This is a genomic window from Bradyrhizobium sp. LTSP849, from assembly GCF_000938255.1.
Taxonomy (GTDB): domain Bacteria; phylum Pseudomonadota; class Alphaproteobacteria; order Rhizobiales; family Xanthobacteraceae; genus Bradyrhizobium.
Genome location: NZ_JYMR01000053.1, coordinates 190304 through 211260 on the forward strand (window position 1 = coordinate 190304; position 20957 = coordinate 211260).

The following is a 20957-nucleotide window of genomic DNA, read 5'->3' on the forward strand; positions in this document are numbered from 1 at the left end:
CTACCGGAACGTGCGGCTGCGCGAATAGCGGTACGGATCAGGAACGGGCGGCGGAAAGCCCTACTTTTCCTCTTCCATCGTCACGGCGACAGCCGCCTTGGCCGAGAGCCGGACCTTGTTGCCCTCGATATCGGCGACCAGCCCCTTGTCGATGAAGTGATGGTGGCCCTTGTGGCTGCCCTCGCCGCTGTCCTTCTTGGTCAGCTTGATGCGGTTGCCCTCGACCTTGTCGACGGTGCCGATGTGGACGCCATCGGCGCCGATGACTTCCATGTGCTCTGCGATGTTCTGCATGGGGGGATCCTCAATTGGGGACCCACACAACGCGCGGGGGACGCGTTCGTTGCTTTCGCCGGAATGACGATGCCGTGTGCCCCGTCAGATCAGCGGCGTGCGCGGCGAGGCGTGGTGATTGACGATCTTCCAGTCGCCGTCCTCGCGCAGGATGACCCAGCTCATCTTGACCGAGAACTCCGCCCGCTCGCCGGCGAGGTCGAACGACACGATCGCGGCCATGTTGATGAGGTCTGGGCTCGCTTGTGCCGCGTTCACCTCGGAAAACGCCGCACTCGGCTTGCGCCATCGCGGCAGACCGTTGAAATAGTCGGCGACGCCGTCCCTGCCCCGATAGAGCTTTGGGTTGGAGCCGAAAAAGAACGCATTCTTCGCATAGAGCGACGACAGCGCGACGGCGTCGAGCCTTGCGAAGCCGGCGCACCATTTCGCGATGATGGTGGAAACGATGGCGGCGGCTTCGTCCGTCATGTGAAACCTCAGCCCTTCGCGACTTCCTTCGCAAACGTATCACGCAGGCCGATCGTCCGCGAAAATACCGGCTTGCCGGGCGTCGAATCCTTGTCGCGCACGAAATAGCCCTGGCGCTCGAACTGCATCGGCTCGGCAAAATTGCTCTCGGCAACCGATGCTTCGATCCGGGCGTCCGCCAAAATCTCCAGCGACTGCGGATTGAGATCGGCGGCGAAATTCGAAGCGTCCGGACTCGGGTTGGCGAACAGCTGGTTGTAGATGCGGATCTCCGCAGGCTTCGACGTCGCCGCCGGCAGCCAGTGCATGGTCGCCTTGACCTTGCGGCCGTCGGGCGCGTTGCCGCCCTTGGTCGCGGGATCATAGGTGCAGCGCAGCTCCACCACCTCGCCAGCGTCGTTCTTGATCACGCCGGTGCATTTGACGAAATAGGCGTAACGAAGCCGCACCTCGTTGCCGGGCGACAGGCGGAAGAACTTCTTCGGCGGATTCTCCATGAAATCGTCCTGCTCGATATAGAGCTCGCGCCCGAACGTGATCTTGCGCGTGCCGGCGGACGGATCGTCGGGATGATTGATCGCGTCGAGCTCCTCGACCTGCCCCTCCGGATAGTTCTCGATCACGACCTTCAGCGGGCGTAACACCCCCATGCGCCGCTGCGACGTGCGGTTCAGCTCCTCGCGGATGCAGAACTCGAGCATGCCGACATCGACCACGCTGTTGGCTTTCGCCACGCCAATGCGCTTGACGAATTCGCGCAGCGCCGCCGGCGGCACGCCGCGGCGGCGCATGCCCGCCATGGTCGGCATGCGCGGATCGTCCCAACCCGCGACGTGGCCCTCGCGCACGAGCTGAGTCAGCACGCGCTTCGACAGCAGCGTGTAGGTCAGGTTGAGCCGCGCGAACTCATACTGATGCGGCTTCGACGGCACCGGCAGTTTTTCGATGAACCAGTCATAGAGCGGCCGGTGGTCCTCGAACTCCAGCGTGCAGATCGAGTGCGTGATGCCCTCGATCGCATCCGACTGGCCATGGGCGTAGTCGTAGCTCGGATAGATGCTCCACTTGGTGCCGGTGCGCGGATGATGCGCATGCAGGATGCGGTACAGCACGGGATCGCGCAAATTGATGTTGCCCGCCCCCATGTCGATCTTGGCACGCAGCACGCGCGCGCCATTCGGGAATTCGCCGGCCTTCATGCGGCGGAACAGGTCGAGATTCTCATCCACCGTGCGGTCGCGAAACGGCGAGTTCCGGCCCGGCTCGGTCAGCGTACCGCGCGAGGTGCGGATCTCCTCCTGGGTCTGGTCATCGACATAGGCGAGCCCGTCGCGGATCAGCTTCTCCGCCCATTCGTACAGGCGGTCGAAATAGTCCGAGGCGAAAAACAGGTTCTTGCCCCAGTCGAAGCCAAGCCAGCGCACGTCGGCCTGGATGGAATCGATATATTCCTGCTCTTCCTTGACCGGGTTGGTGTCGTCGAAGCGCAGATGGCAGCGGCCCGGAAATTCCTGGGCGATGCCGAAATTGAGCGCGATCGACTTGGCGTGGCCGATATGCAGGTAACCGTTCGGCTCCGGCGGGAACCGGGTCACGATCTCCTTGTATTTGGCCTGATCGAGGTCGGCCTGGATGATGTCACGAATGAAATCGCGCCCAACCTCGTTCGCCACCGGTTCTGTCATTACGAAAATCCTGTAGGGAAATCAGCGGCCCTTCTGCCAAATTCGCTTGGCTGAGCCAAGGCCTTAAGCGGTCCGCTGCCGGGCTTTAGTTATGCTCCGGTCCTGTTATATACCACCGCCTCCAATGCATAGGCCCTGCCAAGAATGACCGATTCCGTCGTCACACGCTTCGCTCCCTCCCCGACCGGCTTCCTCCATATCGGGGGCGCCCGCACGGCTCTGTTCAACTGGCTCTATGCGAAGAAGCACGGCGGCAAGATGCTGCTCCGGATCGAGGACACCGACCGGGAGCGCTCCACCGAGGCTGCGATCGGCGCCATCCTCGACGGGTTGAGGTGGCTGGAGCTCGGCTGGGATGGCGACGTCATCTACCAGTTCAGCCGCGCCGCCCGCCACCGCGAGGTCGCCGAGCAGCTGCTCGCCAACGGTAAGGCCTATCGCTGCTACGCCACCCCCGAAGAGCTCACGGCCATGCGCGAGAAGGCGCGCGCGGAGGGCCGCACCCGCCTCTATGACGGAATGTGGCGCGACCGCGACCCGGCCACGGCGCCATCATCCAACAACATCAAGCCGACCATCCGGCTGCGCGCGCCGCAGACCGGCGAGACCGTGATCGAGGACCAGGTCCAGGGCCGCGTGGTCTGGCAGAACGAGAACCTCGACGACCTCGTTCTTTTGCGCGGCGATGGCAACCCGACCTACATGCTCGCGGTGGTGGTCGACGACCACGACATGGGTGTCACCCATGTGATCCGCGGCGACGACCATCTCATCAATGCCGCGCGCCAGAAGCAGATCTACGATGCGATGGGCTGGACGCTCCCGAACATGTCCCACATCCCGCTGATCCACGGCCCGGACGGCTCAAAGCTGTCCAAGCGCCATGGCGCGCTCGGCGTCGATGCCTACCGCGCCATGGGCTATTTGCCGGCCGCGCTGCGCAACTATTTGGTCCGGCTCGGCTGGAGCCATGGCGACCAGGAGATCTTCTCGACCGAGGAGATGATCGCGGCGTTCGACCTCGCCAGCGTCGGCCGGGCGGCTGCCCGCTTCGATTTTGCCAAGCTGGAAAACCTCAACGGCCACTACATCCGCAATGCCGACGATCAATCACTCGTGAAGATGTTCGAGGACGTGCTCGACCACGTCGTGCCCAGCCGCGACGAGATTAAGGCCAAGTTAAACGACACCACGCGGGCGCAGCTGCTCAAGGCCATGCCGAGCCTGAAGGAACGCGCCAAGACGCTGATCGAGCTGATCGACAGCGCCTATTTCATCTTCGCCGACCGGCCGCTGGAGCTCGATCCCAAGGCGGCGGCGCTGCTGACGCCGGAAAACCGCAAGCTGATCGGCCAGCTTCATTCCGCGCTGGAGAATGTCGAGACCTGGAGTGCGGCTTCTGCCGAGGCCGCGCTGCGCGCCTTCGCCGACGAAAATAGTCTCAAGCTCGGCGCGGTCGCCCAGCCTTTGCGGGCGGCGCTCACCGGACGGTCGACATCGCCCGGGATTTTCGAGGTTTTGGACGTGCTGGGACGCCAGGAAAGTCTGGGCCGGCTTGAGGATCAGGCCAAGGACCCGGCCAAGGATCAGGCTACGACGTAAGTCGAGCATGCGCGGCGCCATCTTGCAGCGCACACAGCAATAATATACCCATCTTGACCGTACCTTCTGGAATATCCGGCCTGCCCCGCCATGTCATCGGGGCCTTCCGGATCCGGCCCGTTTCACCACACATCGGGGACCTCTGATGGACGCAAAAGCAAGCAATAAGACCGCCACGCTGACGGTTGGAAACAAGAACTACGATCTCCCGATCCTCAGCGGCACCGTCGGGCCTGATGTCGTCGACATCGCCAAGCTCTACGGCCAGTCCGGGCTGTTCACCTACGATCCCGGCTTCACCTCGACCGCGAGCTGCCAGTCCAAGATCACCTATATCGACGGCGACGCCGGCGTGCTGGAATACCGCGGCTACCCGATCGAACAGCTCGCCGAGAACGGCGACTTCCTCGAGACCTGCTACCTGCTGCTCTACGGGGATCTGCCGACCGCCGCGCAGAAGAAGGATTTCGACGACCGCGTGATCCATCACACGATGGTGCACGAGCAGATGGCCCGCTTCTTCCAGGGCTTCCGCCGAGACGCCCATCCGATGGCGGTGATGGTGGCTTCTGTCGGCGCGCTCGCCGCGTTCTATCACGACTCCACGGACATCAACGATCCGAAGCAGCGCATGATCGCGTCGATGCGGATGATCGCCAAGATCCCGACGCTGGCGGCGATGGCCTACAAGTACACGGTCGGCCAGCCCTTCGTGTATCCGAAGAACTCGCTCTCCTTCGCCGAGAACTTCCTCAACATGTGCTTCGCGGTGCCGTGCGAGGACTACAAGATCAACCCGGTGCTTGCGGAAGCGCTGGACAAGATCTTCATCCTGCACGCCGACCACGAGCAAAATGCTTCGACCTCGACGGTGCGCATCGCCGGCTCCTCCGGCGCCAACCCGTTCGCCTGCATCGCCGCCGGCATCGCCTGCCTCTGGGGCCCGGCGCATGGCGGCGCCAACGAAGCCGCCCTTGCGATGCTTGCCGAGATCGGTTCGGTCGACAAGATTCCGGAATTCATCGCCAAGGTGAAGGACAAGAACAGCGAAGTCCGCCTGATGGGCTTCGGTCACCGCGTCTACAAGAACTACGATCCGCGCGCCAAGATCATGCAGAAGATGTGTCACGCCGTGCTCAAGGAGACCGGCCATGGCGACGATCCGATGCTGAAGGTGGCACTCGAGCTCGAGAAGATCGCGCTCAGCGACCAGTACTTCATCGACCGCAAGCTGTACCCGAACGTCGACTTCTATTCGGGCATCACGCTGAAGGCGATGGGCTTCCCGGTCTCGATGTTCACCGTGCTGTTCGCGGTTGCCCGCACCGTCGGCTGGATCAGCCAGTGGAGCGAGATGATCGAGGATCCGCAGCAGAAGATCGGCCGTCCGCGCCAGCTCTACACCGGCGTCACCAGCCGCGACTACGTGGCGATCAAGGATCGCAAGTAAGCTTGGGCTTACGGGCCTCTCAAGCGGCGCTATCTTCGGATGGCGCCGTTTTTGTTTTTGCGGTGAGCTTGTAGGGTGGGCAAAGCGAAGCGTGCCCATCACCTCTCCACGAGAGAGACAGAAATGGTGGGCACGCTTCGCTTTGCCCACCTTACGAATACTGCCCCAAGGAAGCCCGAATGCTGAGCGGAAGCTGCCTCTGCGGAGGCGTGGCCTACGAGGTCGATGCGCCCCCAGGCACTATCATGCACTGCCACTGCCAGACCTGCCGCAAGACGCACGGCTCCGCCTTCTCCACCGTCACCAACGTGCCGCGCGATCGCTTTCGCTGGACCAAGGGCGAAGGGCTGCTGCGCGGATACGAATCCTCGCCCGGCAAGACGCGCTATTTCTGCTCGCAATGCGGCTCGCACATCGTCGCGACCCGCGAAGGCAGGAACACGGTGCTGCTGCGGATGGGCTGCCTGGACACACCGATCGCGGAACGGCCCGAGGTCCATATCTGGCGATCGGACGCCGCCGACTGGTACGACCCGAAGGCCGACATACCGGAATGGGCGGAAGGCAGGCCGCCAGAATCCTGATCGGACGACATCCCTCTCTTGCTGCCGCGCACAACAACAAGTCGAGCCGTCGCGCCCGCAATCGCTTGACAGCGAACGCTCCGCGCGCAAATTCTTACATTAAGTAAGAATGACGACAGGGATGGAAATGCCGGAGCAGCCGAGAAGTCGGCGGCAGACGCGTGCTGCCATTTTGACCTATCTGCTCCAGTCGGGCGGCACGTTTCGGCCGCCTCTCGCCAGGGCCGTGCGCCTGTCTGAGGCGAGCCTGTCGCGCATCCTGTTTGACCTGAAGGCCGAAGGCCTGATCGAGGAAGTCCGGCGCCCTGCCCCTTACGTCGGCGGCCCAACGGGTCTCGTGTTGCTCGATGGCTCGGTGGCGCTCGCGGCCGTTGAGCTGACCGGCGATCGGCTCAGCGTCGGCGTTGGCAGCCTGTCGGGCGAACTGCATTACACCGAACGCCTGCCGCTGCCAGCAAAGCTGACCGTCGAAACCGTCGGCCGGGTGTTTCGCGAGGCGCTGACATTGCTGCGCGACTGGACGCGACGCCGCCGCATCAGGCTCGCGCAGATCGGGGTCTCCGTTCCGGGCCTCGGCCGCCTGAGCGAGTTCGGCAATCCGATCATTCCCTGTGACATCGAACGTATCGGCGACGTGGTCGGCGAATTGTTCGCCAACGTGCCGGTCGAATTCACCAATTCGGTCGTGGCGCACGCCATTTTTCATCGCTGCCGCACGGAAGATTATCCCTTCAGCGACACGCATCTGTTCGTCTTTGTCGGCCAGGGCGTTGCGGGCGCCTGGATGGATGATCCGATCGAGCAGGACGCGCTCCAGCCGGTCGAGCTCGGCCACATGGTATTCGGCGCTGACGGACCGCGCTGCCGCTGCGGGCATCATGGCTGCGTCGAGGCCTATACGTCACTGCCGGCACTCGCCGAGCTCCTCCGCGTCACCGAAGCTGAATTGCTTCAGCTCGGCAACGAATGGGTGACCACGATCCCGCTGTCGTCGCGCGTGCGCCAGGAATTGCGCCAGCGACTGTTCCGGCTTGGGCTAGCGATCGGCAACACGCTGAACGTGAAGCCCTGCCGCGGCGTCGCGATCAGCGGCTGGCCATCGCTGCTCGCCGAAGACGATCGCAAGGCCGTGGTCGACGGGATCGATGCCTGCCTGCTGGGTGGCCGTAAATTGGCGCAGGTATCGCTCGTCTTCGTGCCGCCCTCGACCGGCAATGATCCTCAGGCAGCACTCGCCTTCGCCGCGTTCTGTCTGGCCAGTCGCGGCGGCATGCCCGCCGCATCGACGGAGGCCGCCTGACATGCCCTGAACCGCGCGGCCTGCACGCGCCGAGAATTTCACACCGGGAGGAACCTGCCATGCCGATCACAACAACAAGGCGCCGACTACTCGCTGGATCTGCTGCCGCGCTCGCGCTGCCGGCATTTGCCCGCGCGCAAAGCGCGGTCAAGCCGCGCCTGACCGCGATCTCGCAATGGTCCGCAGGCAGCGATGGAGCGGCGATCACTGCGCTCGGCAAGAAATTCGAGGAGAAAGGTGGCACCTGGCAGCACTCGCCTGTTCCCGGGTTCACCACCGAGATGATGAACAAGCTGCGTGCCCAGATCATCGCCGGCGACCCGCCAGCCTGTTCGCAACTCAAGGGGCCCGAGATCGCGGCCTGGTCGAAGATTGCCCCGACCCTCGATCTCGACGCGGTCGTCGCGGCCGCCGGCTACGAAAAGGTCGTCGCGCCGGACCTTGCAAAATTGCACAAGCCGGGCGGCAAGTGGATCGCGCTGCCGCTGCAGATCTACAGCACCAACATGCTGTTCCTCTCCAAACGCGCGATGGACAAGGCCAAGGCCGACAAGATCCCCGTCACCTGGGCCGAGTTCAATGATCTTGCCGACAAGATGAAATCAGGCGGCGTCGCATTTCCTGTCGCCAACGGCGGTACCCGCCCCGACGATGGGCAGAAGTTCGAGGCTGCTTTGGCGGGCATCAGTCCCGCCGTATACCGCGCGGCTATCATGAATCTCGACGAGAAGGCCCTGAAGGCCCCTGAGATCAAGGCTGCGTTCGTGCAGGTCCGCAAGATCGCCGACTGGATGGACCCCAACGTCGGCGCCCAACATTTTTCGACCAACCTGAAGCGCTTCGTCGACGGCGACATGGGCATGATGATCATGGGCGGCTGGGCGCAGGGCGTGTTGCGCAACGCCGGTTTCAAGTTCGACGACTTCATGATCGCTCCGGGCCCGAGCGACAACAGCAAGCCGGTCTTCCTGTTGAATGCCGACGCGTTCATCTTCTGGCAGCGCAAGGAGCCCGACCTGCAAGCCGGCCAGACGCTGATGGCCCAGCTCGTCATGGATCCGGCGATCCAGACGATGTATTCGCAGATCACCGGATCGATCCCCGTGCGCACCGATGTCGATCTGTCCGGTGAAGGCTGGTCGGACGGTCAACGGCGGACCGCAGCAGCTCTGAAAGAGGCGATCGCCAGCAATCAGGCCGTCCTCAGTCTCGCGCACAACATGGCGCAGGAAAACGGCATGACCGCAGCGATGATCGACGTGATCACGGAGTACGTGAAGAACAAGACGATCAAGCCGGAGCAAGCGGCTACACGCCTCGCCGAGGCCGTCGAGAGCTCACGTTGACGATCGCCGTCTCGACAAGACCGGGCCGGCCGGCGGCCTTTGACTGGGTACGCCGGCTGCCCGAATATTTGACGATCTGGGTGCCGCTGCTGTTATCCGCCGCGCACCTCATCGCGTTTACGCTGTGGACGATCTGGATATCGTTCACACCGTCCACTCTGGTCCCGGTCTCGGGCTGGGTCGGTTTGCGCAACTACTCCGCGGTTGCGGCATCGCGAAACTGGCAGATCGCCTTGGACAATCTGCTGCTGTTCGGCAGCGCCTTCGTGTTGCTCAGTCTGGTGACCGGCCTCGTCCTGGCCATCCTGCTCGATCAGCGCATTCGCGGCGAGAACGTGCTGCGCTCCATCTTCCTCTATCCCCTGGCGGTGTCGTTCGTGGTCACCGGCACGGTCTGGAGCTGGCTGCTCAATCCCGGCCTTGGAATCCAGAAGCTGGTCCACGACCTCGGCTGGACCTCCTTCCGATTCGACTGGCTGATCGACCGCGATATGGCCATCTGGACCATCGTGATCGCCGCGATCTGGCAGTCCTCCGGCTTCGCCATGGCGCTGTTCCTCGCCGGCCTCCGCTCCGTCGATGCCGACCTGATCAAGGCCGCGCAGATCGACGGCGCCGGACCTGTCAGGATGTACCGGCGCGTCATCCTGCCGACGCTTTGGCCGATCACCATCACTGTCATCGTCATCCAGCTGCAGTTCGCGATTTCGACCTTCGACCTCGTCCGCGCGCTCACCAATGGCGGGCCTGGTATCGCGACCCAGCTGCCTGCACTTGTCGTCTATGACCTGATGTTCCAGCGCAGCCTGCTCGGACGCGGAGCGGCGGCGGCCGTCCTCATGTTGCTCATTCTTCTCGCAGTGTTGCTGCCGTATGCAGCTTGGCGTTATGTCCAGCGGCGGCGGGCAATCCATGCGTGAGCGAACCTTCGCACCAAGCCGGATTCTGATCTATCTCATCGTTTCGCTGATCGCTGTGGCATGGCTCGCGCCACTCGCTGTTGTCGTGCTGAATTCGCTCCGCACCAACGAGGAGATCGCGCAGGGTTCGATGATCGGCTGGCCGCAACATTTGGCCTGGAGCAATTACGCCACCGCCTGGAGCGGCTTCTGCGTCGCCGAGACCTGCGCCGGCATCCGGCCGTACATGCTGAACTCCGCGCTCATCACGATTCCCGCGACGATCCTCTCGACCCTGCTTGGTGCGGTCGCCGGTTACGCGGTTTCGCTCTGGCGCTTTCGCGGCGATAACTGGATTTACGGGATCGTCACGCTCGGCATCTTCCTTCCGCAGCAGATGCGTTTGCTGCCGTGGACCATCGTGCTGCGCGATACGGGCCTGATGAACACGCTCACGGGCCTGGTCGTGATCCACACGATCCAGGGGCTCTCCTTCACCACGCTGTTCTGCCGAAACTACTATGTCGCCATTCCTCATGAATTGATCAGGGCTGCGCGCATCGACGGCGCCGGGTTCTTTCGCATCTTCTGGCGCATCATCCTGCCGCTCTCGCCGCCGATCCTGGTCGTCACCGTGATCTGGCAGTTCACGCATATCTGGAACGAGTTTCTCTATGGCGTGACTTTCACGACCGGTCAGCAGCAACCGGTCACCGCCGCGCTGATCGCTCTCTCCGCCGCGGTTGCCGACATCCCGCAACATGGCGTGCAAAGCGCCGCGGTGATCATCGCGGCCCTGCCCACTTTGTTGATCTATCTCCTCGGTGGCAGGTATTTCGTACGCGGCCTCACTGCTGGCGCCGTGAAATGATGGATTTGTCATGGCAGCACTAAGCATTCGCGCCCTGTCGAAGCGCTACGCCAATCTGGAGGTGCTGAAGGGCATCAACCTCGACATCGAGAGTGGAGAATTCACCGTGCTGGTCGGGCCCTCCGGCTGCGGCAAGTCCACGCTGCTCAACATCGTCGCAGGGCTCGATCGCGCCAGCGAAGGCACCGTCGAGATCGGCGGGCGCGTCGTCAACGACGTCCCGCCCAAGGATCGCGACATCGCCATGGTGTTCCAGTCCTACGCGCTCTACCCGTCGATGACGGTGCGCCAGAATATCACTTTCGGCATGGAATGCCGAGGCGTCGCCAGGGCGGAGCAAGAGAAGGCGCTAGCAAATGTGGCCCGGCTGCTCCAGATCGAGCCCCTGCTCGGCCGCAAGCCGTCGCAATTGTCCGGCGGCCAGCGCCAGCGCGTGGCGATGGGTCGGGCGCTGGTGCGCGATCCCCTGCTCTTCCTGTTCGACGAACCGCTTTCCAACCTCGATGCCAAACTGCGCGTCGAGATGCGGATGGAGATCAAGCGGCTGCATCAGCGCATTGGCGCCACGATCGTCTATGTCACCCACGACCAGATCGAGGCGATGACGATGGCGACCCGCATCGCGGTGATGCATCGGGGCGTGGTGCAGCAATTCGCCGATCCGGACACCGTGTACCGCTATCCGGCCAATCTGTTCGTCGCCCGCTTCATGGGCTCGCCGCCGATGAACACGATGCCGGCGCGGCTCGAGGCTGACGCCGGCGGACCTATGGTGGTGATCGGTGCAGGGCTGCCGGATGAGGTCCGTTTCCACCTCCGTGGCTATGACGCAGCGGCGTCCTTTGTCGGCCGCGAGGTGGTGCTCGGGATCAGGCCGGAATGCATCGCCGAGGGCAGCCGCATCTTCTCAGCCGAGCCGCCCGTCCTCGTCACCGCGCCAGTCGAGATGATCGAGCCCACCGGCGCGGAGACCATCGTCCTGCTGCGGCTTGGCGGCGAGCCCGCGCTGGCGCGCCTCTCGCCGGACATCCGCCCGACACCGGGCGCCCCCGCACCCTTCGCGCTCGACACCCGGCGCATCTGCCTGTTCGACCCCGAGACGGAGCGACTGATCGCATGACCCAGACGAGCTATGCCGGCCTTGCGGACCGCGTGGTGCTGATCACCGGAGGCGCCAGCGGCATCGGCGCCGCCTTCGTGCGCGCCTTCGCGGCGCAGGGTGCGCGTGTCGCGTTTCTCGACGTGGATGCGGATGCCGGCGAGGCGCTGGCAAATGAGGTGGCGGGCATCTCCGGCTCCGCACCGCTATTCGTGCCCTGCGACCTCCTGGACATCGACGCCTTGCGTTCGGCGATGACACAGGTTCACGGAACACTTGGCGATGCCGCGGTCCTCGTCAACAACGCCGCCAACGACCAGCGCCAGGTTCTGGCCGAGGTGACACCGGCCGAATTCGACTGGATGATCGGCGTCAATCTCAAGCACGTCTTCTTTGCGGCGCAGGCGGTGGTACCGCAGATGCGGGCGCGCGGCGGCGGCTCGATCATCAACATGTCATCGATCGCCTGGATGCGCGGCGCGCCGGCGCTGCCGGTCTATGCCGCAGCAAAGGCTGCAATCGTCGGCTTCACCAATTCGCTGGCCCGGCTGGTCGGCCCCGACCGCATCCGCGTCAATGCGATCGCGCCGGGCATGGTGATCACCGAGCGGCAGCGCCGGCTGTGGTTTCCGAACGAGCAGGCAATCGCCGAGCTGCGCACGCGCCAGGCCATTCCCGATGCGGTGACGCCCGAGGACATCGCCAACATGGCGCTGTTCCTGGCTTCCGACGCCAGCCAGCGCATCACGCGCCAGTGCTTCCAGGTCGATGGCGGCCTTGGCTAGGGCTTTCGCACGCCCTTGCGCATCGTCGCGAGCACGATGTCGGCGGCGAGCACGCTCGGCGATTTGTTGCCGGTCGACATGATCGTGTCGAGCTGGGCGAAGGCCTCGACCTGCTGCCGGCGCAGCGGCGAATCCGTCAGCACTTCGGACAGCGCTGGCGCGAGCTTCTCCGGCGTGCAGTCCTCCTGCAAGAACTCCGGAATGACGTCCTTGCCGATCACGAGATTAGCGAGGATCACAGACGAGACCTGGACCGCGCGGCGCAGGATGAAGGCCTCGATCGCGCCGACGCGATAGGCCGTCACCATCGGAATGCCGGACAGCGCCAGCTCCAGCGTCACCGTGCCCGATTTTGCAAATGCCGCGCGCGCGATGCGGAAGGCGGCGCGCTTTTCGTTTTCGCCGACCACGATCCGCGGCTTGACCGGCCAGCTGGCGACGCCCTCGCGCACCGTGGCTTCCAGATGCGGCATCGTCGGCAGCATCAGCTCGAAGGCAGAGCCGCCAGCCTGCAACCGGCCGAGCGTCGCGCCGAACACCGCGAGATGATGCCGGATCTCGCTGCGACGGCTGCCCGGCAGCACCAGCAAAACCGGCGGCTCTGCGTCGCGGCGCGTCTGCTCCTCCGCGTTCGGGCGCAGCTGCGCAAGCTGCTCGATCAGGGGATGGCCGACATAGCTGCATGGCGGTCCCTTCAGCTTGCGATATTCCTCCGGCTCGAACGGCAATACGCCAAGCACGTGATCGACATAGCCGAGCATGGCGCGCGCCCGGCCCGGCCGCCACGCCCAGACCGAGGGCGAGACGTAATCGACAACCGGGATCGCTGGATTGTGCCCGCGCACGCGGCGGGCGACGCGATGGGTGAAATCGGGGCTGTCGATGATGATGAGCGCGTCGGGCGCGGCCTCGATCACGGCGTCCGCGGTCTCGCGGATCAGCCGCAGGATTTTTGGCAATTGCTGCACGACTGCGGCGAAGCCGACGATCGAGAGCTCCTCGATCGGAAACAGCGAAACCAGCCCCTCGCGCGCCATGGTGGTGCCGCCGACGCCTTCGAACTGCACGCCATCGCCGAGCCGCTGGCGCAGCACCTTCATCAGCGCCGAGCCCAGCCGGTCGCCGGATTCCTCCGTCGCGATCAAGAATATCTTCCGCTTGGGATCGCGGCCCTGCATCACGCGGGCATGCCGACGATGAAGAGGTATTTTGCGTCGGCGAGCGCGATCATCGCCTGCGGCTCGGCCGCGATGGTGTTGCCGGCGACGACGGCGATGCCGGCCAAGCCTGCGGCCGCGACGCCCTCAATGGTGCGAGCGCCGATGGTCGGCAGGTCGAAGCGCAGATCCTGACCGCTCTTCGGCGCCTTCACCAGCACGCCGCGGCCCGTCGCGGCGCGGATGCGGCCCTCCTCACGCAGCCGTGCCACACGCGCCAGCAGCGCATCGGTGCCCTCGATGTCCTCGACCGCCACCACATGGCCGTCGATCACGACCGCGGCCTGGCCGATGTCGAACGGACCGAGCGCGGTCAGCACCGCGCGCCCGCGCTCGATATCGCTCTTGCCGTTGTCGCTCGGCCAGGCGCGGGTGATGCAGCCCTCGGGCATCAGCAGGTCGGGCGCGACATCCTTGATGCCGACCATGCGAAAGCCGCCTTGCTCGAGAATGCGCCCGACACTGGATAACAGATGATCGTCGCCGCCACGGAAGGCGCGGATGACGTTGCCGAGCAGCCGCAACGTTGTGAAGTCGAACCGGATCTCGGTGAGCGAGGGCCGCACCAGCGTGCCGATGAAGATCAGGTCACGGCAGCCCTCCTCGCGGAACAGCCGCATCGCGCGGCCGAGCTGGCCGACCGAGATCCAGCGGTGGCGGAATTTTTCCACCTGCGCCGGATCGCAGGCGCCCCGGAGGGGAAACAGCACTGGCGTGATGCCGCGCGCGGCGAGCGACTCGGCGACCGCAAACGGCATCGCGCCGCCGCCTGCGACCACGCCGACCGGCGATGAAATCCCTGACGCCGCCGATGTCATGTCCGCGGCCATCCCAGGATCACTTCGCGATGACGGGAAGACAGAGCGGGCGATGCTTGCCCTTGCCGATGAAGTCGAGGATTTCGCCGATCGCGGGATCCTCGCCGGCAAGCGGCCGCACCGCTTCGAGCCGCTCGGCAAACATGCCGGGGCCGTGAAAGAGTTTTTGATAGAACGCACGCACCGACGCCAGCCGCTGCTTGGTGAACTTGCGCCGCTTCATGCCGATGATGTTGAGGCCTTCGAGCGCTGCGTACTGGCCGTTGACGAGCCCGAACGGAATGATGTCGTCGCGCACGCCGCAGACACCGCCGACCATGACCTGCGGACCGATGCGGGTGAACTGGTGCACGGCGGACAGACCACCGATGAAGACGAAGTCGCCGATCTCGCAGTGACCGCCGAGCGTCGCCGAGGTCGCGAAGATCACGTCGTTGCCGACGTTGCAGTCGTGGCCGACATGGCTGCAGTTCATGAAATAGTTGCGGTCGCCGACCTCTGTGATGCCGCCGCCCGCGACCGTGCCGGCGTTCATGGTCACGGATTCGCGGATGGTGCAGCCTGAGCCGATCGTCAGCTTCGTCAACTCGCCACGATAGCTGAGCGATTGCGGCGGCGTGCCCAGCGAGGCGAACGGATAGATGGTGCAATCGTCGCCGATCGTGGTCTGCGCCGTGATGTGCACATGGCCGATCAGCTTGCAGTTTTTGCCGATCACGACATGCGGGCCGATGATGCAATAGGGCCCGATCTCGGTGCCCTCGCCGATCACGGCGCCGTCTTCCACCCGCGCGGTGGGGTCGATCTTACTCATCAAGAAGGTCTGACTATGTGTTGAAGTTGCTCGGCTTTCCGGTGGTTAGCGCGACTGCGCCCGATCTGTCCAGTGACGTATGATCTCGGCTTGTTTCAGAAGCCGGCCGAACTGGCCGTGCCGCTGGATCAACGACCTCATCCAACACTTGAACGGACGGCGCGCCTCAATCAGTCGGTCAGCATGGCGCCGACATCGGCTTCGGCGACGACCGTGCCGTTGACCTTGGCGTCACCGTGAAACCACCACATGGCCTTGCGGCGGCCGAGCGAGCGCATGTGATATTCGATGGTGTCGCCGGGCATCACGGGCTTGCGGAATTTGCACTTGTCGATGGTGAGGAAATAGACCGCGCGTGGCTTCTCGGTGCCCTCGACCGACTTGATGCCAATCACACCCGCCGTCTGTGCCATCGCCTCGATCATCATCACGCCGGGATAGACCGGGCGATCCGGGAAATGGCCCTGAAACTGCGGCTCGTTGAAGGTGACGTTCTTGATGCCGATGCCGCTGTAATCGGCGCGGATGTTGATCACGCGATCGATCAGCAGCATCGGAAAGCGGTGCGGCAGCGTTTGCAGGATCATATTGATATCCACAAGCGCGAACTTGACCGGCGATTCCTCCGTCATTCCCGTCCCTCATCCTTCGGATCGGCCTTGCTGTCGCGCGCCAGGCGCTCCACCGCCAAAATCTCTTTGAACCACTGCCTGGTCGGCTTGGCAAAAAAACCACCCCAGCGCCCACCCGCCGGAATGTCGTCCTTGACGCCGCTCATGGCCGTCACCTGAGCCCCGTCGCCGATCTTGAGGTGGTTGTTGATGCCAACCTTCGCTCCCAGCGCCACGTTGTCGCCGATGGTCAGGCTGCCCGCGAGCCCGATCTGGGCCGCCAGCAGGCAGTGCCGGCCGATGGTCACATTGTGGCCGATCTGGACCTGATTGTCGATTTTGGTGCCCTCGCCGATCACGGTGTCGCGCAAGGACCCGCGATCGATGGTGGTGCCGGCACCGACCTCGACATCGTTCTGGATCAGCACCCGTCCGGTCTGCGGCACCTTCAGATGGCCCTCGGGGCCGAAGAAGATGAAGCCGTAGCCGTCCTGGCCGATCGAGCAGCCAGGATGGATCAGGACGTTGTTGCCGATCAGGGCGCACTGGATCGCGGTGCGGGCGCCGACATTGCAGTCCCGGCCGATCTTGACGCCCGGGCCGATCACCGCGCCGACGCCGACCACGGTGCCGCTGCCGATCTCGACATCCGGACCGATGACGGCCAGGGGATCGACGATGACGCCGTCCTCGAGCCGGGCGGAGGGATCGATGATGGCCGACGGCGCGATGCCGCCATTGCCGACCCAGGATTGCGGCCTGAGCGCATCGCCGTGCCATTCCCTCGCGATCCTGACGAACGCGCGGAATGGCTGTGCCACCCGCAGCACCGCCACATGCGCCGGCACCTGGGCCTCGAAGCGCGGGCTCACTAGGCAGGCGCCGGCTTTGGTGGCCTTGAGCTCGTCGGCGTATTTCAAATTGTCGAAGAACGCCAGATGCATCGGGCCGGCCTCGTCGAGCGAAGCGAGGCCCGTGATGACATGGCTGCCCCGAGAGGGGTCGACCAGTTGCGCCTTGGTCAGCTCGGCAATGTCGGCCAGCGCTGAGGCCGGCGGCTTTGTGAAGAAGGTCGGCTGCGCCATTCCACCCCGTCGCGGTCCGGCTTCGGCATGAAGCGGCCAGGCCGCATCATGCCTCATCTCATGGATTGAACACGATCTTTTTGGCGACCGGCCCCCAAGGGAAACCCAAGGGGCCGGATCATGCCCTGCTGATCGAACTAGAACGTCGTGCCGCCGCCGAACCGGAATTCCTGCGTGCGGTCATTCTTGCCCTTGGTGAGCGGCACCGCGTAGTCGAAGCGCAGCGGTCCGAACGGCGAGGCCCAGATCAAGCCGACACCGACCGACGAGCGGATGACCTTGCTGTCGTCATAGACCAGGCCAGTACAGGTTCCCGGCGTGGCCGCCGGGGTGATGGTCGACGGAATACAGTTCGAGTTCTTCGGCGTGGTCATTTCGTTGGTCACCGACCACGTCGTCGGGCCCTGGTAGTCGTAGAGACCGCCGGCGTCGGCATAGACCGCGCCCTTCAGGCCCACTTCCTTGGGCAGGAACCAGAACGGCATCTGCAATTCGAGCGAAGCGCCCCAGTACTTAGTGCCACCGAGCGCGTCCTGCGTGCCGAAGGGATTGAGGTCGCGCGGGCCGATGCCGTTCGGGGCAAAGCCGCGGACGAGGTTCGGCCCCATCTGGAAGTGATCGAGCATGCGCAGGTCGCTGCCCACCTTGGTCAGGATACCGCCCTGGAGGTGGATGAGGCCGACGAGGTCCGACACCAGCGACTGGTAGTACTTCGCATCGGCCACGGTCTTCAGGTAGGTGACGTCGCCGCCGACGCCGGCGAAGTCCTGCTTGAAGTCGACAATCAGGCCGTCAGTCGGGTTCTTGTTGTTGTCCAGCGTGTTGTAGGTCAGCGAATAGCCGAGCGCCGAGGTCAGCGTCTTGCCATTCGCAAGCTCCTTGCGCACCGGCAGGGAGGCTTCGCCGTCGCTGTAGCAGCCGAGGCCGCTGGTCGAACTCAGGTCGATGCCATTGAGGTTGGCAAAGGCCGGGCTCGGATTGAACGCTGACGAACCCAGCACGTTGTTACAGTTCGCCAGGTAATACGGCAGCGTGATTTCCTGCTGGTAGACCGAGTAGCGCAGCTGGAGCGCCAGATCTTCACGCAAGGAGAAGCCGAGGCGCGGCGAGAAGCCTAGCGTCTTGGTGCCGTAGGAGATGTAGCTGTTGGAGAGCTGGGTACGCTGATAGAAGTCGAGACCCAGCGCGACGCGGTAGTCGAGCAGATACGGCTCGACGAACGACAGCGAATAGCCGCGCGCATACTGGCCGTAGGTCACCGACGCCTTGGCGAACAGGCCGCGGCCGAGCAAATTGCGCTCGGAGACCGACACTTCGGCCAGCGCACCGTCGGTCGTGGAGTAACCACCCGAGATCGAGAAGTCGCCGGTCGACTTCTCTTCGAGATCGACGATCAGCACCACGCGGTCGCTGGATGAGCCCGGCTCCGTCGTGATCTTCACGGTCTTGAAGTAGTCCAGGTTCTTCAGGCGGCGCTCGGCGCGGTCGACCAGTGCGCGGTTGTAGGCGTCGCCCTCGGAGAGGTCGAACTCGCGGCGGATCACGTAGTCGCGCGTACGGGTGTTACCGCGAATGTTGATGCGCTCGATATAGGTGCGCGGACCCTCGTCGATGTTGAACACGACCGACACGGTGTGCGCATCGAAATTGCGATCACCGCCCGGACGCACCACGGCGAAGGCAAAGCCGCGGCGCGAGGCCTCGATCTGCATGTCCTCGACCGACTTCTCGACCGATTCGACGTTGTAGAGCGAGCCGACATTGACGCGCGAAAAATTGCGCATCGAGGTCGGGTCGAAACTGGCGATGCTGGTGCGGAAATCGACGCTGCCGACGCGGTACTGCTGGCCTTCCTCGATCTTGAAGGTGACGAGGAAGCCCTTCTTGTCCGGATCGTATTCGGTGAGTGCGGCCACGACCTGGACGTCGGCAAAACCGTTCTTGAGATAGAAGCGGCGGATCAGGTCGCGGTCGGCTTCGACGCGATCGGGATCGTAGATGTCGTTGCTGGCGAGGAAGCTCAGCAGATTCGACTCGTGCGTCTTGATGATGTCGCGCAGGCGGTAGGACGAGAACGCATTGTTGCCGACGAACTCGATCGACTTGACGCCGGTCTTGGCGCCTTCCTCGACCGTGAAGACGAGGTCGACGCGGTTGTTCGGCTGCTCGATGACTTCCGGCGTGACGCGTACGTCATAGCGGCCGGAGCGGCGGTAGATTTCAGCGATTCGCAGCGTGTCCGACTGCACCATGGCGCGGGAGAATGTGCCGCGTGCCTTGGACTGGACTTCAGCGGTGAGCTGCTCGTCCTTGATCTTCTTGTTGCCCTCGAAGGCGATGCGACCGATCACCGGGTTTTCCACCACGGAGACGACGATCTGGCCACCCGCGCCGCGGTTGATCTTCACGTCCTGGAACAGGCCGGTCTCGATCAGGGCCTTGAGGCCGTCATCGATGGCGCCTTGATCAAGGCGGCCACCGGGGCCCGGCTTGAAATAGGAGCGGATCGTCTCCACCTCGACACGGCGATTTCCTTCGACGGAAATCGACTGGACGGTCTGAGCAAGCGCAGACGAAGACACAAAAATAGCCCCGACCGGGGCAACCACCGGCGCGCCGAACATGATCAGGGCGGCAAGCAATCCCCCCCGGAGTCGCAGTCCAAACTTCATGCGCAACGCGCCCTTATCATTCCGTACCAGACCCAACCCCAACGCCGGTCTGGAGATTCCCCAAGTTCAAGCCGCTTGTAGCCAATTTCGCCGACGCCGCAAACGGTTGAGCGCGCCGTAATTCCAATTCAGTCCAAGACGTTGCCCAAGAGCAACGTCACAAAAAAGCCCCGATCAAGATGCGGCCATCCGAAGGATGTCGTTGTAGGTCGCAAACACCATCAGCATCAGCACCAGACCGAGTCCGATTCGGAATCCCATCTCCTGCGTCCGCTCCGACAGCGGACGGCCGCGGAGCACCTCAGCCGTATAGAACAGAAGGTGGCCGCCATCGAGCAGCGGGATCGGGAACAGGTTCAGCAGGCCGATCGAGACCGACAGCACGGCACACAAATTGATCACGAACTGGAACCCGGCGCTGGCCGCCTGCCCCGACATTTTCGCGATTCCGAGGACGCCGCTGACCTCGTTCGGATTGCCGTTTCCGACGAACAGCGAGCCAAGGAACTTGAACGTGCTGGTGATGATGAACCAGACCTGCTCGACACCGATCTTGAGCGCCTCGCCGACACCGACCGGCGCGGTCGAAGCTTCACCAGCCTGAGATTTGTGCTCGACGCCGAGCACGCCGAGACGATGGCTGTTGCCGAACGGGTCCTTGCGCTCCAGCAGCGCCGGCGTCGCGGTCAGTGACACTACTGCACCGTCCCGCTTCACCTGGAAAGCAAGCGCCGAACCGGCGTTCATCGCAACGATTCGCTGCATGTCGGCAAAGCTCTCGATCGGCTTGCCGTCGATCTGTACGACGACGTCCCCGATCTTGAAGCCAGCCGAAGCCGCGGCGCCGTCGGCCACGACGCCGTCGACACGCGCGATCGTGCTCGGCTTGCCGTAGTACAGCGCCATGCCGGCGAAGATCAGCGCGCCGAGGATGAAATTGGCGATCGGTCCGGCCGCGACGATGGCCGCGCGCGGGCCGACTTTCTTGTGGTGGAAGCTGCCGGCGCGCTCCTCGGCGGTCATGGCCGCGAGCGTCTCGGCTGACGGGGTCGAAGCCTCGCTCTCGTCACCGAAGAATTTGACGTAGCCGCCGAGCGGAATCGCCGAGATCTTCCAGCGGGTGCCATGGCGGTCGTTGAAACCAACCAGCTCAGGCCCGAAACCGAGTGAAAAGGTTAACACCCGAACACCCGCCCAGCGCGCGACCAGGAAATGGCCGAGCTCATGGAAGAACACGACGATCGTCAGGACGAACAGGAAGGGAACCGCGTAACCCAAGAGCCCATGGCTCAACGTATTGAAACTATGGACGAAAAAGTCGATCATCGAATTCCCTCATCCAGCGCCGCAAGGC

At 63.9% G+C, this 20957-nt stretch carries 19 protein-coding genes; 9 read left to right on the top strand and 10 right to left on the bottom strand.

Annotation, left to right across the window (positions count from 1 at the left end):
- Window positions 1-60 precede the first annotated feature (60 nt).
- The 3 genes from UB31_RS34535 to UB31_RS34545 all read right to left on the bottom strand — a co-directional run bounded on the left by UB31_RS34535 (window position 61) and on the right by UB31_RS34545 (window position 2450).
- A complete protein-coding gene (locus UB31_RS34535; protein ID WP_045007582.1) occupies window positions 61-294 on the bottom strand; it encodes a DUF2171 domain-containing protein in 234 nt (77 codons plus the stop codon).
- 84 nt (window positions 295-378) lie between these two features.
- On the bottom strand, window positions 379-765 hold the full coding sequence (locus tag UB31_RS34540) for a YybH family protein (protein WP_045014064.1): 387 nt from the start codon (window positions 763-765) through the stop codon (window positions 379-381).
- A gap of 8 nt (window positions 766-773) precedes the next feature.
- Window positions 774-2450, bottom strand: coding sequence for a glutamine--tRNA ligase/YqeY domain fusion protein (locus tag UB31_RS34545; protein WP_045014065.1), 1677 nt, complete (start codon window positions 2448-2450; stop codon window positions 774-776).
- A gap of 144 nt (window positions 2451-2594) precedes the next feature.
- On the opposite strand from UB31_RS34545, the gene gltX reads away from it, so the two are divergent.
- The 9 genes from gltX (at window position 2595) to UB31_RS34590 (ending at window position 12386) form a co-directional block, all read left to right on the top strand.
- Window positions 2595-4052: a glutamate--tRNA ligase gene (gltX, locus tag UB31_RS34550; RefSeq protein ID WP_045014066.1), complete on the top strand. Its 1458-nt coding sequence runs from the start codon at window positions 2595-2597 to the stop codon at window positions 4050-4052.
- Between the two features lie 145 nt (window positions 4053-4197).
- Window positions 4198-5502, top strand: coding sequence for a citrate synthase (gene gltA, locus UB31_RS34555; protein ID WP_045007586.1), 1305 nt, complete (start codon window positions 4198-4200; stop codon window positions 5500-5502).
- 179 nt (window positions 5503-5681) lie between these two features.
- Complete coding sequence (locus tag UB31_RS34560) at window positions 5682-6086, top strand: GFA family protein (protein ID WP_045014067.1); 405 nt, start codon at window positions 5682-5684, stop codon at window positions 6084-6086.
- 121 nt (window positions 6087-6207) lie between these two features.
- Window positions 6208-7386 carry an ROK family transcriptional regulator gene (locus UB31_RS34565; RefSeq protein ID WP_197090887.1) on the top strand — a complete coding sequence of 393 codons (1179 nt, stop codon included), beginning with the start codon at window positions 6208-6210 and terminating at the stop codon, window positions 7384-7386.
- Between the two features lie 59 nt (window positions 7387-7445).
- Complete coding sequence (locus UB31_RS34570) at window positions 7446-8732, top strand: ABC transporter substrate-binding protein (protein ID WP_045014068.1); 1287 nt, start codon at window positions 7446-7448, stop codon at window positions 8730-8732.
- Complete coding sequence (locus UB31_RS34575) at window positions 8729-9652, top strand: carbohydrate ABC transporter permease (protein WP_045007589.1); 924 nt, start codon at window positions 8729-8731, stop codon at window positions 9650-9652. The genes UB31_RS34570 and UB31_RS34575 overlap by 4 nt, the downstream gene beginning before the upstream one ends.
- Window positions 9645-10502: a carbohydrate ABC transporter permease gene (locus UB31_RS34580; protein WP_045014069.1), complete on the top strand. Its 858-nt coding sequence runs from the start codon at window positions 9645-9647 to the stop codon at window positions 10500-10502. Before UB31_RS34575 ends, UB31_RS34580 begins: the two co-directional genes overlap by 8 nt.
- Window positions 10503-10512: 10 nt before the next feature.
- On the top strand, window positions 10513-11622 hold the full coding sequence (locus UB31_RS34585; protein WP_045014070.1) for an ABC transporter ATP-binding protein: 1110 nt from the start codon (window positions 10513-10515) through the stop codon (window positions 11620-11622).
- Window positions 11619-12386 (top strand): SDR family NAD(P)-dependent oxidoreductase, encoded by a 768-nt coding sequence (locus UB31_RS34590; RefSeq protein ID WP_045007592.1) that lies wholly within the window; start codon window positions 11619-11621, stop codon window positions 12384-12386. The genes UB31_RS34585 and UB31_RS34590 overlap by 4 nt, the downstream gene beginning before the upstream one ends.
- Here the strand turns inward: UB31_RS34590 and lpxB are convergent.
- The 7 genes from lpxB to rseP all read right to left on the bottom strand — a co-directional run bounded on the left by lpxB (window position 12383) and on the right by rseP (window position 20929).
- Window positions 12383-13567 carry a lipid-A-disaccharide synthase gene (gene lpxB, locus UB31_RS34595; protein ID WP_156175683.1) on the bottom strand — a complete coding sequence of 395 codons (1185 nt, stop codon included), beginning with the start codon at window positions 13565-13567 and terminating at the stop codon, window positions 12383-12385. The genes UB31_RS34590 and lpxB overlap by 4 nt on opposite strands.
- On the bottom strand, window positions 13564-14421 hold the full coding sequence (locus UB31_RS34600; RefSeq protein WP_045014195.1) for an LpxI family protein: 858 nt from the start codon (window positions 14419-14421) through the stop codon (window positions 13564-13566). Before UB31_RS34600 ends, lpxB begins: the two co-directional genes overlap by 4 nt.
- Before the next feature lie 19 nt (window positions 14422-14440).
- A complete protein-coding gene (lpxA, locus tag UB31_RS34605; protein ID WP_045014072.1) occupies window positions 14441-15235 on the bottom strand; it encodes an acyl-ACP--UDP-N-acetylglucosamine O-acyltransferase in 795 nt (264 codons plus the stop codon).
- A 170-nt stretch (window positions 15236-15405) separates the two neighbouring features.
- Entirely contained in the window at window positions 15406-15867 is a 462-nt protein-coding gene (fabZ, locus tag UB31_RS34610) for a 3-hydroxyacyl-ACP dehydratase FabZ (protein WP_045007595.1), read from the bottom strand.
- Window positions 15864-16931 carry a UDP-3-O-(3-hydroxymyristoyl)glucosamine N-acyltransferase gene (lpxD, locus tag UB31_RS34615; protein ID WP_045014073.1) on the bottom strand — a complete coding sequence of 356 codons (1068 nt, stop codon included), beginning with the start codon at window positions 16929-16931 and terminating at the stop codon, window positions 15864-15866. Before lpxD ends, fabZ begins: the two co-directional genes overlap by 4 nt.
- 137 nt (window positions 16932-17068) lie before the next feature.
- Window positions 17069-19603, bottom strand: a complete 2535-nt coding sequence (gene bamA / locus UB31_RS34620) for an outer membrane protein assembly factor BamA (protein ID WP_045014074.1) — start codon at window positions 19601-19603, stop codon at window positions 17069-17071.
- A gap of 174 nt (window positions 19604-19777) precedes the next feature.
- Window positions 19778-20929 carry an RIP metalloprotease RseP gene (gene rseP / locus UB31_RS34625; RefSeq protein ID WP_045007597.1) on the bottom strand — a complete coding sequence of 384 codons (1152 nt, stop codon included), beginning with the start codon at window positions 20927-20929 and terminating at the stop codon, window positions 19778-19780.
- Between the last annotated feature and the right edge of the window lie 28 nt (window positions 20930-20957).

What these genes read in the sequence shown, in the direction of transcription:
- UB31_RS34535 (WP_045007582.1), bottom strand. Translation starts at nt 294, where the DNA reads ATGCAGAACATCGCAGAGCACATGGAAGTCATCGGCGCCGATGGCGTC.
- UB31_RS34540 (WP_045014064.1), bottom strand. Translation starts at nt 765, where the DNA reads ATGACGGACGAAGCCGCCGCCATCGTTTCCACCATCATCGCGAAATGG.
- UB31_RS34545 (WP_045014065.1), bottom strand. Translation starts at nt 2,450, where the DNA reads ATGACAGAACCGGTGGCGAACGAGGTTGGGCGCGATTTCATTCGTGAC.
- gltX (WP_045014066.1), top strand. Translation starts at nt 2,595, where the DNA reads ATGACCGATTCCGTCGTCACACGCTTCGCTCCCTCCCCGACCGGCTTC.
- gltA (WP_045007586.1), top strand. Translation starts at nt 4,198, where the DNA reads ATGGACGCAAAAGCAAGCAATAAGACCGCCACGCTGACGGTTGGAAAC.
- UB31_RS34560 (WP_045014067.1), top strand. Translation starts at nt 5,682, where the DNA reads ATGCTGAGCGGAAGCTGCCTCTGCGGAGGCGTGGCCTACGAGGTCGAT.
- UB31_RS34565 (WP_197090887.1), top strand. Translation starts at nt 6,208, where the DNA reads ATGGAAATGCCGGAGCAGCCGAGAAGTCGGCGGCAGACGCGTGCTGCC.
- UB31_RS34570 (WP_045014068.1), top strand. Translation starts at nt 7,446, where the DNA reads ATGCCGATCACAACAACAAGGCGCCGACTACTCGCTGGATCTGCTGCC.
- UB31_RS34580 (WP_045014069.1), top strand. Translation starts at nt 9,645, where the DNA reads ATGCGTGAGCGAACCTTCGCACCAAGCCGGATTCTGATCTATCTCATC.
- UB31_RS34585 (WP_045014070.1), top strand. Translation starts at nt 10,513, where the DNA reads ATGGCAGCACTAAGCATTCGCGCCCTGTCGAAGCGCTACGCCAATCTG.
- UB31_RS34590 (WP_045007592.1), top strand. Translation starts at nt 11,619, where the DNA reads ATGACCCAGACGAGCTATGCCGGCCTTGCGGACCGCGTGGTGCTGATC.
- UB31_RS34600 (WP_045014195.1), bottom strand. Translation starts at nt 14,421, where the DNA reads ATGACATCGGCGGCGTCAGGGATTTCATCGCCGGTCGGCGTGGTCGCA.
- lpxA (WP_045014072.1), bottom strand. Translation starts at nt 15,235, where the DNA reads ATGAGTAAGATCGACCCCACCGCGCGGGTGGAAGACGGCGCCGTGATC.
- fabZ (WP_045007595.1), bottom strand. Translation starts at nt 15,867, where the DNA reads ATGACGGAGGAATCGCCGGTCAAGTTCGCGCTTGTGGATATCAATATG.
- lpxD (WP_045014073.1), bottom strand. Translation starts at nt 16,931, where the DNA reads ATGGCGCAGCCGACCTTCTTCACAAAGCCGCCGGCCTCAGCGCTGGCC.
- bamA (WP_045014074.1), bottom strand. Translation starts at nt 19,603, where the DNA reads ATGAAGTTTGGACTGCGACTCCGGGGGGGATTGCTTGCCGCCCTGATC.
- rseP (WP_045007597.1), bottom strand. Translation starts at nt 20,929, where the DNA reads ATGATCGACTTTTTCGTCCATAGTTTCAATACGTTGAGCCATGGGCTC.